Source organism: Pseudomonas sp. LBUM1660 (assembly GCF_059695935.1).
Map to the genome: position 1 here is coordinate 2,534,836 of NZ_CP166795.1, position 15,902 is coordinate 2,550,737.

Genomic DNA, 15,902 nt, shown 5'->3' on the forward strand with positions numbered 1-15,902 from the left:
GTTAAAACCTCCTTTGCCAATTCTTTCGCCCGCCTGATATCGGCGGTTTACGAAGATTTATCACCACCAGCCAAAAGCACAATGACGACACTGTTTCGCAAAGTGAAGTAGACCCGATAGCCGGCACCGACGTCCACGCGCATTTCGGAAACGCCATCTCCCACCGGCTTGATATCATCCAGGTTACCTGCAGAGGCACGATCAATGCGACGAGCGATAGCAACCTTCGCCCGCAAGTCAAGAACTGAGGTATGCGATGCCACGAAGATCTAGTTTGTTGAACAATATAATTCATTGCTCAAATGTATCCACTTGGATACGAATGAGCAGTCAGGCGCTTCCTTCACTACGGATGGCTTTTCCCAGAGATGTGTGGGACGTATCACGCTCTCGCGAGCGAAATCACCCGGTCCTCCTGTAGTTGATCGTCGTGGAAATCAAAATCGGTGTGCGCTGGAGATCCACTGTGGGAGCGGGCTTGCTCGCGATAGCTATCTGTCAGTCACCTCAATGCTGCATGTGCCACCGCTATCGCGAGCAGGCTCACTCCCACATTGGATCGTCGTCGAACACAAAATTCGCATGCGCTGAAGATCTACTGTAGGAGCGAGCCTGCTCGCGAAAGCTATCTGTCAGTCACCTCAATCCTGTATGTGCCACCGCTATCGCGAGCAGGCTCACTTCCACATTGGATCGTCGGCGAACACAAAATTCGCATGCGCTGAAGATCCACTGTAGGAGCGAGCCTGCTCGCGAAAGCTATCTGTCAGTCACCTCAATGCTGTATGTGCCACCGCTATCGCGAGCAGGCTCACTCCCCACATTTGAATCCCGTCGAGCACAAAATCTGTGTGTTCTGGAGATCTCCTGTAGGAGCGAGGCTTGCCCGCGAAGGCCGCGACTCGGTCTCTGGTCCGGTAATCAGGCGTTCGCCGCTCCCGTCACCACCGGCCGTCCCGGTTTGCGCAGCGGATCCAGGCGTGAGCCGGTGTAGCGGGTTTCGCGGTAGAAGCGCCAGCGGCCGAACAGGCCGTAGACGTGGGTGACGCGACCCTGTTCGTGGTAGCCCATGCGGATGTGCAGCTTCAGGGCCGGGATGTTGTGGGTTTCGCAGACGTCCACCACCTTGTTGCAGCCTTTGGCCGCCATTGCCGCCCAGAGGTTTACCTGAGCATCCACCGACAGGCTGGTGCCGAAGTAGGGGCGGGTCATTTCGCCGCCGAACTCGAAGAACTCACCAGGTTTGACCGGGAACCAGCAGCCGTAATAGTGACGGTCGTGGTAGTCGCGGGTGCTGCCCCAGATGAACGCAACAGCGTGGTCTTCTTCGTCCAGATACATGTGCCCGGTGTGACCCTCGGTGGCGAGTTCGGCCATGGTCTCGACGCGGTCACCAAAATGCTTGCCAAAGGCCGTGGCGTTTTCCTTGGTGATGGTCACCCTGCGCAGTCCCGAATAGGGACGCAATTTGTGCGGCGGTACCGGGCTGATCAGGTCGCGCTCCATCCATAAAAGCTCCCAGTGGAAGAACACGTAGCGTTTCCACAGCGTGTTGAACGTGCGGCTCAAGCCCTTTTGTTTTATGCGTTCGCGAAGCTTTTCGATGATGCTCATGACGCTCTCCTTAGCCAAGGCCAGGGTGTGGGTGGAAACGCTTTTGATGGGTATAGATCAAGCTTGAAAGTTCATATCAAAGCGCCAGCTTTGAATATGTTGCAACGTATGTAACTCATTCGAGCGCTGCTTCACCGGTCACCAAATGGCTGTTTACAGCGCCATAGGAAACCCGCGGCACACCTTGAAGGCGCCGCTCTATAACAAGGGTCAGTGACTCTGCTGGCTGCAAATAGGCATCACCGAAATCAGCGCCAAGCTGAGTCGGATGAGCCACGATTTCCAGCACGCCGTCGGTCGGCATGGCGTCATTGCGCAGGTCCACTGGCGTGCACACATAATCCGCGGTCACACCGGCCAGACTCTGCAAACGACTGTTGAGCAAGGATTTGAACACGCGCTTGGGCACACTCAGGTTTTGCCCCAGATTGCGTGCAAGGCGCACGGCCACCCCTTGGCTCGCGGCGAAGCGGGCGACGATTTCACCGATGGGCCAGATGTTGTGAACGTGTTGATGGGAATCGATGTGGCTGGGCCGTACACCGTTGTCCACGCAGCGTTGCCATTGCGCTTTGAGCTCCTCCAGCACCGCGTCGCGGTCCCCCCGGCTAAGCCAGAGGCGATGGCGGGACAGGTTGAGATCGAAAACCCCGTTGCTGTCACAGAAGTTCCTTCGACCCAGAATCGACTGACTCAACGGACGCCCATACGTGAGGTTGAAATGCAGGCCGATCCGGTCCTTGAGCAACGGATGCTGGGCCATGACGCATGCCGCTTCGAAGGCCGGCATATTCGCCATGGCCGTGGCGGAACTGATCACCCCGGCCTGGAAGGCACCGAGGATCACCGCGTTTTCGCACGGGCTGAGACCGAAATCGTCAGCGTTGACTATGACTTGGCGAGGCATGGTCGCTCTCCCTGTTTGTGTCGGTTGGCTTCGCTGCTTTGACCACCGCGGCAAGGGGCGCCGGTGCAGCGGCAATGGTCTCTGCGGCACGTTTGGCTCGCCATTTCTGCAACAAGGGTTTGAGCCGCTGCCAAAGTCTCAGGCCCAGGCCCAACGCCAGGCCGCTGGGGCGCCAGGAATAGAAACTCCAGCGCCAGTGTTCCAGTTGCCCGGTCATGCGTTCGTGCAGTTGATGGCTGGAGTTTTCCAGGCTCACCCGCGAAGCGTCGATCCAGCGCCAGTGCTCGTCCAGCCCCCAGCGAATCCACTCGTCGAGCAGCACCCGACCGCTGCCCAGATCGGCGTATTGCGGCAAGAACGCCAGGTTGTAATCGTACAACCGACCTTGCTCCAGCAACCCGAGGCGGTAGCTGATGCAGCGCCCGTCCAGCTCCAGCACCACGACCCGCACCAGTCCCTGTTCGGCGAGGGCAGTGAAGGCCCGGTCCATCCATTGTCGGTGGCGTTCATCGGAAAAAATCCCGACGCCTTCATCGCCTTTCCAGCTGACCGCTTCGACTTCACTGATGGCCTGCAACAACGGGCCCATGGTCGACGCGTCGGGCGTGATCCGCCGAACCTGGGCGCCACACGCCGCGATGCGTTTGCGTGCGCGGCGCAGTTTATAACGCGGGTCCCCCGAGACCTCCTGGTGGTCCGCGTCGCTGATTACGTGCACCGGCACCCGACAGCTGAGGCGTCGTTCACCGGTCGAACTGTGGGTCATCCACTCGGTCAGTGCGCTTTCTTCGCCGACCGGTTCTGGCAACTCGTTGAGTTGCAGTAGGGCATGGGGAAGCTGTCGGCGGATCTCGATCAGTGCCTTGCGGATATTCTCCGAGTCCGTTTTTGCGAGGAGCGCGAGGCGGTCGGCGAGGGGGTAGCCAAGGTGATGCAGCACGCGAAACGGCAGCCTGGCGAAACGCTCGACAGAGGCCACCAACGGCAAACACAAGACCAGCTCATGACCCTGCCAGCCGAGCAACACATGCAAGCGTTGCCCGGTGGTCAGGGCCTGTTCGGACGCACGCATCCAGGCGAGGGCGTTGAACGGCGTGTGGTCCGATACTCGCAGGCGCAACGCTTCATAAGCCGTTTCCGGGAAGTCAGCGGCGCACAGTGAAGTGCGCCATTCGAATCGTGCTGCCATAGGGTCAGGTCACCGCTGCTGTGGCGGATTCACGTGCCGGTTTGCGCAATGCATCCAGGCGTGAGCCGCTGTAATGGGTTTCGCGGTAGAAGCGCCAGCGACCAAACAGCTCGTAGACGTTCATGATCCGCCCTTGCTCGTTGTACCCCGTGCGTATGTGCAATTTCTGGGCTGGCACGTTGTGCCATTCACACACGTCCACCACCTTGTTGCAGCCTTGGGCGTGCATGGTTTTCCACAGTTCGGTCTGCAGGTCCATCGATAGCGCCGTTCCCCAGTAGGCACGGGTCAGCTCGCCGCCGAATTCGAAGAACTCGCCTTCTTTCACCGGGAACCAGCAGCCGTAATAGTGCTTGTCGTAATAATTGCGTGCCGCGCCCCAGATGAAGGCCACGGCGTCGCCTTGATCGTCCAGATGCATCTGTCCGGTATAACCTTCGCGGGCCAGCTCGGCCATGGTGTCCACGCGGTCACCGAAGTAACGGGTGAACGCCACGGCGTTCTCCGGGGTGATGCTGACGACCTGCAGCGTTGGGTAGGGCCTGAGTTTGTGCGGCGGCACCGGACTGACAAGGTCGCGCTCCATCCACAACAGTTCCTGGTGGGAAAACACGTAGTGCTTCCAGATTTTATTGAGGGTGGCGCGCCAACCTTTTTGTCTGATGTGTTGGCTGAGTTTCTGCAAAACGCTCATGTTATTGACTCCTGACGGTCTCGGCCGTGAATGGAGTGATGCGAGGCGCGGCCAATGGCCGGGGTCGCAATGCAATAGTTGGCAATTCATGAGTCGCTCCAGCTGAGATTGAACAGGGTCCGTCCTGGCAGCTCGAAGCTGACGCGACCGTCCTGGCAATTGAAGGGTGCGTCGCGCGCGCGGTTGTCGGCACCGAAATAGCGTAATGAACCGTTGGCCAGCGGACACTGGGCCCCAGTCAGGGCCACACGTTGCAAGCGTGTGGCTTTGTTGACGCCCAGAAGGCTGCGCTTCTGGTCCTCGGCCATGGCCAGCACGTCGACCTCGAAGGCGTCGTTACTGAGGAGCATCACGCTGTGCAGCCAATTTTCACGGATGAACTGCTGAGCCAGGCCCACGGGCTTGAGCTCGAAGCGATCGTCGCCGAGGACACGCAACATGCCTTTGGGGTAGTTCGGTTCGTCAGCCGCCTGGAACCAACTCAGCATTTCCAGCAAACCGTCCTGGGACGAATTGATGACGACCGACGCCCACCACAACGACGCGAAGTGGGTTTCCTGATCGTAAGGACTGAGGCTGGAACCGCTGGACATGTTGGTCTGGTCCAGCAGCAAGGCTTTGCGCGGCCGGCCCTGGGCGTCGAGGCCGACCAGCTCGGCGGCGCGGCGCACGCTGTCACGGTAGACCCGTGTTGCCAGCAGGTCGCGAATCATCCATTCGTGCCAGGCCAGGGCGTCGATGTTGTCGCCGGATTCGGCCAGCAAGCGTTTAGCCCAATCGATGCCGCGCTTGTCGGCGGCGTTGTCGGCAAACGGGCCGTTTACCAGCCGCGAACTGGCGGGCATGGCGATGCGCACGCCAGCCTTGGCATTGGCGGGATTGCTGCGCACTTGCCGGGCCATGCTGTTGAAGATGCTTTGGTAGTTGGCGTAGTCCGGGTAATTGAGGTTCGGCTCGTCGGCGAAACCGATGTAGTGCGTGCCTTTGCCGCCCAGGGCGCGGGTCGCTGCGAGCCAGGCGTCGAGCCCGGCGTTGCTCTGGGTGTCGGCGCGCAGGTCAGCCTGGCGTTGGCTCCCGGCCAACAAGGTGATGTCCTGGGTGATGCCGAAACGGTCCTGATACAGCCGACGGAAATCATCTTCGTAGTGCGGATTCTTCGCCGTGATGTCGACGAAGCTGTAATAAGTCCCCGCCTGTGGCTTGAGTGCATCGAGCACTGCATAACTCGATTCCGGCACCTTGACGTAGGGCAGGGCGATGCCCAGGTTCGGGGTCGGCCCCAGCATTTTATTGTGCAACGTCAGTCGGACCTGGCCATCGTCCTCGCGTAGAGGCTTGAGCTGCTGCGGATTTTGGGCGAAGAGGTTGGCGGTGCCGTCGAGCCAGAACGCCGCTTTGCCGCTGCCTTGCAGGCGCAGGCGCCAGACCTGTGGTTCGGTGGCGACGGGCAACTCGACCTTGTCGAACTGCCAATAGCCTCGATACGGTTTCAGCGTCAGCGCCACTTGTTTGCCGTCGCCCACGCGCTGCGCTTGCAGGCCGCTGACACCGCCGTGGAACTTGCCGGCCAGCACCGCGTGTTCACCCGGCGCCACCTTGAAATACAGCTCATCGCCATTGTGGGTTTCGGCGCTGAAATGCACCTTGGCCGGGGCGAACAGCGCCACCGTGCGTTCGTCGTGTTCAACCCGATAGCGACGGAAGCTGTAGCCCGGAATTTCCAGTTGATAGCTTGAGGCACTCGGGGCCAACGACCAGCTCTGGCTGCCGCGCGATTCACTGGCGGCGATCAGGCGCTCGCCCTGGAGTTTGCCTTGGCCATCGAGCAGGTAGAGGCGTTCTTCGTTGGCGTCCGCCTGCCACGCTGGCGCCCAGCGAATGGTCAGGGTGTCGGGGCGATCCGGTTGCAGGTACAGGCTGCCATCGCGAATGTCGGCCCAACGCATGGGCGCCGCCTGGGCGCTCAGCGCGAGGCCTAGGCTCAACAGCAGGACCAGGCGTTTCATGCCGACTTCCGTTGCAGCATGTGCAGCATCGGCGCTACATCGCTGGGCAGGATGATCAGGGTTTGCCAGACCGGCACGCCGCTCAACCGGCAGTACATCACCAACAGCGCGAGGGTCACCGCGACGTAGGCGATGGACGATGCCGCCGCCGCGCCGACGATCCCGTAGGCCGGAATCAACACCAGGTTCAGCGCCAGGTTCAGCAAGGCGCCCAGGCCCATCAACAGCGAAATCGAGCCGGGACGGTTTTTGCCCAGCAAGTCCAGGCGCAGGATGCTCGCGTAGCACAGACCCAACAGGCCCGGCAGCAGCGCCAACAAGGCGGGGTAGGCAGGTTGATAGGCAACGCCGAACAACGTCACGATCAGCCATTCACCGATCATGGCCATGGTCACGCAGGCGCCGAGCATCACCGTGGCGGTCAGGCGCAGGGCCAGCGGCGTGACTTTATCGATGCCTTCTTCTTGTTGCAGCAGGCGTTTCATCAACGGCGTGGTCACGGCTTCCGGGACGATCAGCAGCAACTCGGCGGCGGCGCTGGCCATGGCGTAATGCCCGAGCGCGGTGCTGCCGAGCAGGGCGCCGATGAACAGGTAATCGGAGCGCAGGATCACTTGCTGGAACAACAGGTCCGGATGGCTGCGGGCACTGTAGCGCAGCAGTTCATTTTGACTGGCGCGGTCCCATTGCAGTTTCAGGGGCTGAGCACGTTTGAGCCAGAACCAGCCCGCCAGCACCACCAGGCTGATGCCTGCCAGCCAACTGATCAGCGCCGCTTCCAGCGCGGAGTCTTTCCACATCCAGAACAAGGCGAGAAACAGCAGCAGCGGCGCCAGGGATTCCACCAGGCGCAACGCATTGAATGCCACCACGCCACCGGAAGCGTTGTGCAACGTCAGCAGGCCACTTTTCAGTACGGTCAGCGGCACCGCCAGCAGCAACAGCCAGGCGAGCAGGCCCAGTTGCGTGGTGATGTCGAGTTCAGTGCCGAACTCACGCACCAGGGCAACCACCAGCAAGGTCAAAAGACCCGCCAACAAGCAACCAAATACCAGCACCTGACTCAGTAGCAAACCCATGGGCCGCTGCTTGGCCGCTTGAAAGCCCACCGCCGAATTCAGCCCGCCACTGGTGGCGGCGCTGATCAGGTCGGGCAGGGTGCTGAGCAGGGCAAACAAACCCCGTTCGCTCGGCCCGAGGATCCGTGCGAGCAACACGTTGCGCATCAGTCGCAAACTGATCATCGCCAGTTTGGTGCCCATGCTCAGGGCCAGATGCTTGAGGTAATGGCTGCGGTTCATGCGCGGGCCCCGCGGTACAGGCGCCAGGACAACAGCTGCGGATTACGCGCCACCCGTTGGCTGACGCCGAAGCGGGGCAGGTTGAAGGGGTCGTCGGTGCCCCGATAAATCCCGGTGCCTGTGCCCAGGGCGAACGGGTAATCATGATCGGCAACGTGTTCGCGCACCCGCGCATCGTTGTCGCCGTTGGGGTAGCAGTAGACCGGCAGCGGCCGGTTACAGCCATTGTGCAAGGCGTCGCGGCTGCGGCTCAGTTCTTCATGCAGACGCTGATCGTCGAGACCGGTGAGTATCGAATGGCTTGCACCGTGCGGGCCGAACCGCACCAGCCCCGAGGCTTCCAGCATGCGCACCTGATGCCAGTCCAGCGCCTGGGGCAATGACTCGTCCGGGCACTCGTCGGTCAGGCGATTCAAATCAGCAGGGCTGAGGGATTTCAGGCTGTGCAGAAAGTGCAGCAAGGCCAGGCTGCGACGCTCCACATCCAGTTCATCGAAGGCCACCGGCAATGGCCGACCGACCTGTCGCAGGCAGTCGATCAATTGCATCCGCGCCCGTTCACCGTGGCTGCCCCAGAGGGTTTCACCAATGCTCTCCCACCAGAACCGCTGGCGGCTGCCGATGAAATCGGTGGAGAGAAAAATGCTCGCTGGCACCTGGTATTTTTGCAGCAACGGGAAGGCGTTCAAGGCGTTGTCGCGCCAACCGTCGTCGAAGGTCAGGGTGATTTTCGGGCGATCCGATCTCACCGTGCCGGGTTGCAAGATGTCCATCAACGACACGCAATCGAAGTGTTTTTTCAGCCACACCAGCAAGTGTTCGAAGGCCTTCGGCCCGACGCACAGCTCATTGCGATGGGGCAGGTCGGCGGCGTGGTCGCTGGCCAGCACCCGGTGCAGCATCAGGATCACCCCGGCGCCTTGCAGTTGATTGCGGCCTACCGGCGAGTTGAGATACAGCCAGCCACTGGTGCGTTTTAATAATTGTTTGATCGCCATGGCTCAATCCTCTCAACGGTTTTGCTCAGGGTTCCACTGGGCGTACCGCTGCCCCCGCAGGAACTGCCACAAACCGATACTCATCCCGGCCAGGGTCACTAGCAGGAACGCGGCGAGGCGGAAAGGTTTGGGCAGCCGGTGTTGCGAATCCAGCAGGCCGGCGATGGCCACCGCGTAACCGAGCAGTTGCGCGACCAGGCTCAGGCGATAGAAACCGTGTTCTTCCCACAGCCAGAAATTGCTCAGCAACAGCGGCAGCAACAGGATCGGCGCCAGACGGCGGATCAACTTGTGGCTGATCAAGGCAATCGAATACAGGCCATGCTTCAGCGGATTGAGCAGCTCGCTGCGCTGGGCCAGGCTTTGCAGCCCCCCGACAGTGACCCGCTGACGACGGCGGAATTGTTTATCCGCTTCATCGACGCCATGGTCGATCACCTGCGCCTCGGGCACATAGACAATGCGCTTGAACGCCACCGGCGCGCAGGTGCTGATGAAGAAGTCATCGTTGACCTCGGCGGGCACTTCCTGGAACAACTCGCGGCGCAGGGCGAGCAGGGCGCCGTCGGCGGAGACCATGCAGCCGGTGCGGTTTTCCACCCTGCGTAGCCAGCCTTCGTAATGCCGATAGATACTGTCGCCGATGCTTAGACCGCCGCCGGTAACCGGGATCACCATGTGCCCGGCGCAAGCGCCAACCTGCGGATCGCACAACGGCGCCAGCAGATGGCCGAGGGTGTCGCGGGACCATTGGTTGTCGGCATCGGTGAACACCAGAATGTCTCCGGTGCTCAACGCCACGCCGGCATTCAGGGTCGCGGCCTTGCCCTGGCGAGGCAGGTCGAGAATGGTGATGCGCGGGTCGACGACCTTGTGCGCACAGGCCACGGTGTCATCGGTCGAACCGTCGCTGGCCAGAATGATCTGCAGCGAGGCCGGCTCATAATCCTGAGCAAGCAACGTGCGCAACTTGTGTTCGATGTGCCGCGCCTCGTTGTGCGCGGCAATCACGATGCTGATGTTCAGCGGTTCAGCGATTGCAGGAGGTCGCGCCGCAAACAACGGCGCCAGCAAAGTCAGCAGCAGCGGATAACCCAGGTAGGCGTAGACCGGCAACAACAGGCACAACCAGAAAATGAATTCAGGCACGGGCAGGCCTCCTTGCTTTCCAGTGGCAAAGACTGAGGATGAACGCGGCGCCGGCCAGGTGCAGGCGCACCCAGTGCAGGCCCCAGAGTTGCAGGGTCAACAGCGGATCGCGGTGTTTGAGGGTCTGACGCATGCTCAAGGCGAGCGCCGGAATGCTGGTCAGCAACAACATCAGCGCCGCATGATGAGGGAAGCCATCGAGCAGTGCGGAGATTGCCAGGAAATCCAGGAACCAGGCGGCGAGTGACATCAACGGGAAGCGCAGCAATCGAATGCTCATCCCGTGGCTGCGCAGGAGCTGCAGATGGCTGCCCTGACGCCAGAATTCCTTGCCCATCCATTCTCGCCAACTGCCCTCATAACCCCAATGCAAGGCGACGGTCTGATTGACCGAGAGCAGACGGGCGCCCGCATGGGAAAGGCGCATGGTGAAATCCTTGTCTTCGCCGGTACGCAGGGTTTCATCGAAGCCGCCAACCTTGTCGAACCAGGGGCGGCGCATCAACAGGTTGGAACTGGGCAGCCAGCGCACCGTCTGCACCGTCTCGTTGTTCGGGCGCAAGGTGCGACGTTGCCAGGCGTTGGCGTACCACGGGGCTTCGGCCGGTGTGTGCAAATCCAGCCCGAGGACGTCGACCTGAACAGCGGGCTCGATTTTCAACAACAGCGTGAGCCAGTCCTCGGGCAACTCGACATCGGCATCGATGAAGGCCAGCCATTCTCCGGTAGCGACAGCGGCGCCGCGATTGCGCAAGGCGCCGATCATCAAGCCCGGCAGCACCAGCACCTGCGCGCCCAGTTGACGGGCAATGTGCGGGCCCTGATCCTCCGAGCCGTTGTCGGCCACGATCAGCTCGCACTCCAGCCCGGCGGCGATGGCGGCGCGTTGCGCAGCCAGCAGGGTCCGGGCGATGTGGCGGGCTTCGTTGTACATCGGGATGACAATGCTGATGCGGCTCATGCCTTGGCCTCCAGGTGCGGGCTTTCTTCGGCTTTCAAACGCAGCACGCTGGTCAGGGCGAGCATGATCCACACGTACTTCTGGTTGGGGGCGCTGAGGAACATCAAAAACAGCGCCAGCGACAGAAAACTCATGCTCAGGTGCGTCAGCAAATCCGCCTGTTCGCGGTTGCGTCGCTGCATCCACGCACGACGGGCGCGGACCAGGTTGTACAAACCGAGGCCGAGCATGCCGACGAACAACAGGCCGGCGGGAATCCCCAGCTCACTGAAGATTTCCAAGTAGGTGTTGTGGGCGCGACGGTAGAGGTCGCCGATTTTGCGGTTGGCCGAAAACGCCTTGGCATAACCGGTGGTGGCGTAGTGCAGCGGGAACGTTCCGGGCCCGGTGCCCAGCAACGGGTTCTCGCGGATCATCTCGCTGCCGACCACAATGTATGAGGCGCGACGGCCCAGGGACTGGTCCTGGCTCTTGGCGCCGGCGCTCAAAATGCTCAAGGACTGAATGCGCTCGATGTAGCCCTTCGGCATCGCATAAAGGGCCAGCGGAATCACGATCACCAGGCCCAGCATGGCGAACCCCAGATGCCGTGGACGGATGCGTTTGAGCTCGAGGCGGTAGTGCCAGACGCCGATCATCAGGCTGAGGAACAGCACCACCAGGCCCGAACGGGATTCAGTCTTGGTCATGCCGCCCAGCAGCAAAATGCAGCAACCGACCCAGAACAACCGATGCAGGAAGTGCGGGCTGCGAACCACCAGCAGCAAGGCGAGTGGCACGGCGAAGGCGATCAGCATGGCAAAGGCGTTCGGGTCTTCCAGCAGGCCGGCGGCGCGCCCCTGGTCCTGGTATTTGCTGGAGAACATCGCCAGCACGCAGGTCGCCGTGACACTGAGGGTGACCATTTTGGCGAACAGGTCCATGTTCAGCTCGCGGCCGATCAGCAAGGTGATCACAAACAGCACCAGGCCGACGCTCAGTTCTCGCAGATGCCCCAACGACATGCCCATGTTATCGGTGTTGAGCACGCTCAGCAGGTACAAGACCATGAACCAGATCAGGTAGCGCCAGATGTTGCTGCGCAGGCGTTCGGAGGGAATCTGGTGGATGGCCAGTTGCAGCATCAGGATCACGGCCAATGACGCGCCGAGGAACTTGGTGCCCGACAGCGAACTGTCCTTGAAGAAACCTTCGAACGGCACCAGCGCCGCGATCCCGAGCAAACCCCAAGAGGGTTTTCGGTAAAGCAGCGCGACACCGACCAGGCCCAGCACCGCCCCCGGCGCCAGATACGGATAAGGGCTGGCCAACAAACCGAGGCAGACCAGGCCAAACAAACTGACGATCGAGAGCGGAAAGATCACGCGCGTGCCTCCCGTGCAGTACGGAGATAAAGTTGCGACCAGCGTTCGGCCAGGGCCTTGAGGTCGTAACGGTCCAATTGCGTTCGTTTTGCGTTGTCGATCAGGTCGCGGGCCATGGCCGGTTCAGTCAGCAACGAGCCGATCTGGCGGGCGAGGGCGGCGCTGTCAGCGGGTGTCGCCAGCAGGCCGTTGTGCCGGTCTTGCAGCACATCGGGAATCCCTCCGACGCCAAACGCCACCACCGGCACGCCGGCTTGCATCGCTTCGAGCAGAATCATCGGCGTGCCTTCGGTGCGCGAGCTGATCACCAGCGCATCGAGTTGTCGCCACCACACACTCATGTCGGTCTGGTAACCGGGCAGGGTGATGCGGTCCTGTAAACCCGCTTCGTTGATACGCGCCAGCAGCGTCTCCCGTTCCGGGCCGTCGCCGAGCATCACGGCGTCCAGTTGCGGGTGTTGCCGGCAGAGTGGAATCAGCGCATCGAGAAAAAAGTCCGGGCCCTTTTCACTGCTCAGCCGCCCGACGTAACCGGCCAGCCAACGCTGGCGGCCCACGTTGTGCGGCAACAGTCCGGTAGCCGCCGGTAAACCATTGGGAATCACCTGCAGCTTTTCCGCCCGGACGCTGGCCTGACGGCACAGCACGGCGATGCTTTCGGCAACGCAGACCACGCGAGTAACCGACGCGGTGCGGCACAGTTGCAGGCTCAGCCAGGTGTAGAACTTCTGTTTGCGGCTGCGCGGTGTGAAACCGTGCTGGGTAATCACCAGCGGCAGGCGCAACAACGTGGCGCCCACCCAGCCAAACAACAGGCCCTTGAAGTTGTGCGTATTGATCAACGGCCGTTCCGCCCGGCGCTGGCGCAAATGCGCCAGTAATTCCCCCAACCCCGCGCAACCCCGGCAGTCGACCCCCGCCTGGCGAAACCGCGCGATCAAGTCTGGCGGCGCATCGAGAAACAGCACCTGGTGCTGCCCCGGCGTCGCCAGGCAATGGTCCAGCAGCATCCGCTCAGCCCCGTAGAAGCCACCGCTGCTGAGCAAATGAATGATCGGCAGGGAAGGGATGAGCGGCGCGTTCAATTGCGCACCCAATGCACGAGGCCAGGCACGGACCAGTTGCTGTGTGGATTGGTTGGTTCCACGTTTTGATCGTTGATCACCAACAGCACCGGCAAGCCCAGTTCGTGGGTGATTTGCGCTGGGTGTTTGAAACGGTGATCGAAGAACTCACGCACGTAGACCAGGGCAATCGCCAGCAACAGACCGGTGAACAATCCGAACGGAATGATCAGCATCGGTTTCGGGAACGCTGCTTCGGTGGGCTCATACGGCGGGCTGAGCACCCGTGCGTTGGACAGGTCGTTGTCCAGCGAGCGTGCGCTGCTGCTTTCGGCGAAGCGCTGGGCATAGGTCGAGAACGCCGCGTGCAACGCGTTGATCTCGGTGTCCATCTGCCGCAGTTTGCTCTGGGTTTCCTGCAACTGGTGGATGCGGTCCTTGAACTCGGCAATGCGCTTGGTTTTCTGGTCGATCACCGAGCTGACAATCGCCAGGTCAGTGTTGCGCTCCTGAATCCGGTTGCTGACCACTTTCAGAAACTGCTGACGGGTACGGGCGATTTGCTCGCGGGTCAGCAACATCGGTTCGCTGCTTGGCTGGAAGATCGCCAGGTCGTTCATGTAGCGGCTGACCTGTGTGGTCAGGGCCTCACCCATCTGTTTGATCTCGCGGTCTTCAAACGCCACGTTGTCCACGGTGGTGGTGAAGGTGTAGGGGAAGGTGTAGTCGTTGAGTTTCGAATTGCTCGCCGCAGCCAGGCTAGTTTTCAGGTAGTCGAGCCAGCGTTGGCTTTGCAGCAGGCGATCGCGGTACAGGTTGAGCGCTTGCTCCTCGGTGTTGATGGCGTTGAGGCGGAAGGTGATTTCTTCCTTCGGATCGGACGAACCAACCGCTTCAAGCAAGCCCAACCGAGTGCCTTCCAGGCCATCGAGACGCACCTGGTATTGCTTCTTCTTGGTTTCGTAGAACGACTGCGGCAAGTCGATCGATTGCAGTGCCTGACGGCTCGTCAGGTAGTTCTGCAGCAAGGCTGCGACGAAATTGGTGCCTTGGGTTGGATTGTCGAAGCTGTAGATGATGGAGATCACGTTGGAGCCCGGCAGGGTTTCGATTTTCAGACTGTCGATTGCCTCTTGGGTCAGTGCATCCAGCGTGGTGTCGCGCACCGGATCGGTTTCCAGGCCCAGGGTGGTTTTCATCGGGTTGATCACGTATTCGCGCAGCGGCGTGGTCACGTACTGTTTGAACGGCTGGGTCACCAGTTTGTTGAAGACGCCAGGGGTGAGCGTGTACTCACCCTTGTCGCGCAACTCGCTGATGGTCTGCCGAATCAACGCCGGCGAGCGCAGGATATTGCTCTCGGTTTCCATGTCCGCCAGGGACGGTGGAATGAATGAGGCGTTCTCCTGGTTGAGGGACGTCGTGGCGTCTCCCTGTGAGAGTTTTTTGGACTGCACGATCACCTGGGCGGTGATATCGAAGCTCTGTTTGAGCATCAGCGGCAAGACCAGGGCGATCACTGCAAAGAGCAGGAAGACTCGTTTCACCAACTGCTTGTTGGCGAAGAAGATCCTGAAGAACTCGTGCAGGTAGTTTTCCTTTGGATTCATGGTCGGTCACCTGAGAGTTAGTTGCTGTCACTGTCTTTGTTGTCGACGCGGTAGCCGAAGCTGAAGCCCACGCCCTGGAACAACACCACGTCTGCCAGTTGCCTTGCGAGTTCACCGGCGCTGGCCAGTTTGGTCTTCGGCACATAGAGCATGTCGTCCGGTTGCAGGTAGGCGATCTGTGACGCATCGCCGGCCAGCGCTTTTTCGACGTCATAGCGCACGGCCTGCACCTGGTTACCGTTGCGGCGCATGATCATCACCGAATCGAGCCGCGCCTTGGTGTTGCTGCCACGGGCCAGGGTCAGCGCTTCAAGCACCGAGACCGGCCGGCGGATCGGGTAGGAACCTGGCTGACCGACTTCGCCCAGCACGTAGATTTCGTTACCCGCCGTGGACTTCAGCAGCACATCGACGGTCATCCGCCCCGGCAGCTGTGCGTAGCGTTTATTAAGGAAGGTTTCCAGTTGATTGACGGTCATGCCTTGCAGCGGCACGGCGCCGATTTCCGGGAAGCTGGCGTAGCCGTCGGTGCCCACGGTGATCTCCCGGCTCATGCCGGTAGCGGGGTGGTTCAGGGCACTTTTGAGGTTAGATTCGTTGCTCAGCGGGCTGATGATCTGCACGGACAGCTGGTTGCGGTTAGGCTGGAACAGCTGTTTGCGCTGGTAGGCACGCTGGATTTCCTCACGTGCTTGTTCGGACGTCAGCCCGGCGATTTTCACCGAAGTATTGGCGCCCGGCAGTTCAATGCTGCCATCGGGCAGCACCAGTTGATTGCCGTTGAGCTGGCTGGCGGCGGTGAAGTTCAGGCCGATCTGGTCACCGGACTGGATGCGGTAGGCGTCCGAGCCGCTGGTGCTGATGTGGAAGATCACGTCCAGCACATCCTGTGGCCGCAAGGTCTGTTCGACCTTGGGCATGTCGGTGGCCTGGGCGTTGGCCGGTGAGGCCGTGAGGATATTCACCGGCATGTTCTGGGTTTCGGAAGTGCTGGAGCAACCTGCAAGCGGCAGCAACAGCAGGACAAGCATTTTGGCGTTCATGT

Annotated in this window: 13 protein-coding genes and 1 pseudogene; all 14 read right to left on the reverse strand. The window is 60.9% G+C overall.

All coding sequences use genetic code 11. From position 1 onward, the window contains the following. Positions 1-47: 47 nt before the first annotated feature. The 14 genes and pseudogenes from ACA068_RS11945 to ACA068_RS12010 all read right to left on the reverse strand — a co-directional run bounded on the left by ACA068_RS11945 (position 48) and on the right by ACA068_RS12010 (position 15,900). Positions 48-295, reverse strand: a pseudogene (locus tag ACA068_RS11945) (type II toxin-antitoxin system RelE/ParE family toxin). 626 nt (positions 296-921) lie between these two features. Beyond that, positions 922-1,614, reverse strand: coding sequence for an N-acetyltransferase (locus ACA068_RS11950; protein WP_497309998.1), 693 nt, complete (start codon positions 1,612-1,614; stop codon positions 922-924). Between the two features lie 115 nt (positions 1,615-1,729). After that, positions 1,730-2,521: a ChbG/HpnK family deacetylase gene (locus tag ACA068_RS11955; RefSeq protein WP_497310000.1), complete on the reverse strand. Its 792-nt coding sequence runs from the start codon at positions 2,519-2,521 to the stop codon at positions 1,730-1,732. Beyond that, positions 2,493-3,710: a GNAT family N-acetyltransferase gene (locus ACA068_RS11960; RefSeq protein ID WP_497310002.1), complete on the reverse strand. Its 1,218-nt coding sequence runs from the start codon at positions 3,708-3,710 to the stop codon at positions 2,493-2,495. The genes ACA068_RS11955 and ACA068_RS11960 overlap by 29 nt, the downstream gene beginning before the upstream one ends. Positions 3,711-3,714: 4 nt before the next feature. Continuing rightward, positions 3,715-4,404: an N-acetyltransferase gene (locus ACA068_RS11965; protein WP_497310003.1), complete on the reverse strand. Its 690-nt coding sequence runs from the start codon at positions 4,402-4,404 to the stop codon at positions 3,715-3,717. An 86-nt stretch (positions 4,405-4,490) separates the two neighbouring features. Then, positions 4,491-6,410: a hypothetical protein gene (locus ACA068_RS11970; RefSeq protein WP_497310004.1), complete on the reverse strand. Its 1,920-nt coding sequence runs from the start codon at positions 6,408-6,410 to the stop codon at positions 4,491-4,493. Further along, a complete protein-coding gene (locus ACA068_RS11975) occupies positions 6,407-7,711 on the reverse strand; it encodes a lipopolysaccharide biosynthesis protein (RefSeq protein ID WP_497310005.1) in 1,305 nt (434 codons plus the stop codon). Before ACA068_RS11975 ends, ACA068_RS11970 begins: the two co-directional genes overlap by 4 nt. Next, entirely contained in the window at positions 7,708-8,709 is a 1,002-nt protein-coding gene (locus ACA068_RS11980) for a polysaccharide deacetylase family protein (RefSeq protein WP_497310006.1), read from the reverse strand. Before ACA068_RS11980 ends, ACA068_RS11975 begins: the two co-directional genes overlap by 4 nt. 12 nt (positions 8,710-8,721) lie before the next feature. Then, entirely contained in the window at positions 8,722-9,858 is a 1,137-nt protein-coding gene (locus tag ACA068_RS11985) for a glycosyltransferase (RefSeq protein WP_497310007.1), read from the reverse strand. After that, positions 9,851-10,819 (reverse strand): glycosyltransferase family 2 protein, encoded by a 969-nt coding sequence (locus ACA068_RS11990; protein ID WP_497310008.1) that lies wholly within the window; start codon positions 10,817-10,819, stop codon positions 9,851-9,853. Before ACA068_RS11990 ends, ACA068_RS11985 begins: the two co-directional genes overlap by 8 nt. Further along, complete coding sequence (locus ACA068_RS11995) at positions 10,816-12,183, reverse strand: O-antigen ligase family protein (protein WP_497310009.1); 1,368 nt, start codon at positions 12,181-12,183, stop codon at positions 10,816-10,818. The genes ACA068_RS11990 and ACA068_RS11995 overlap by 4 nt, the downstream gene beginning before the upstream one ends. Further along, positions 12,180-13,268 (reverse strand): glycosyltransferase family 4 protein, encoded by a 1,089-nt coding sequence (locus tag ACA068_RS12000; protein ID WP_497310010.1) that lies wholly within the window; start codon positions 13,266-13,268, stop codon positions 12,180-12,182. The genes ACA068_RS11995 and ACA068_RS12000 overlap by 4 nt, the downstream gene beginning before the upstream one ends. Then, entirely contained in the window at positions 13,265-14,857 is a 1,593-nt protein-coding gene (locus tag ACA068_RS12005; protein ID WP_497310011.1) for a GumC family protein, read from the reverse strand. The genes ACA068_RS12000 and ACA068_RS12005 overlap by 4 nt, the downstream gene beginning before the upstream one ends. Before the next feature lie 17 nt (positions 14,858-14,874). Then, positions 14,875-15,900, reverse strand: coding sequence for a polysaccharide biosynthesis/export family protein (locus ACA068_RS12010; protein ID WP_497310012.1), 1,026 nt, complete (start codon positions 15,898-15,900; stop codon positions 14,875-14,877). Positions 15,901-15,902: the final 2 nt, after the last annotated feature.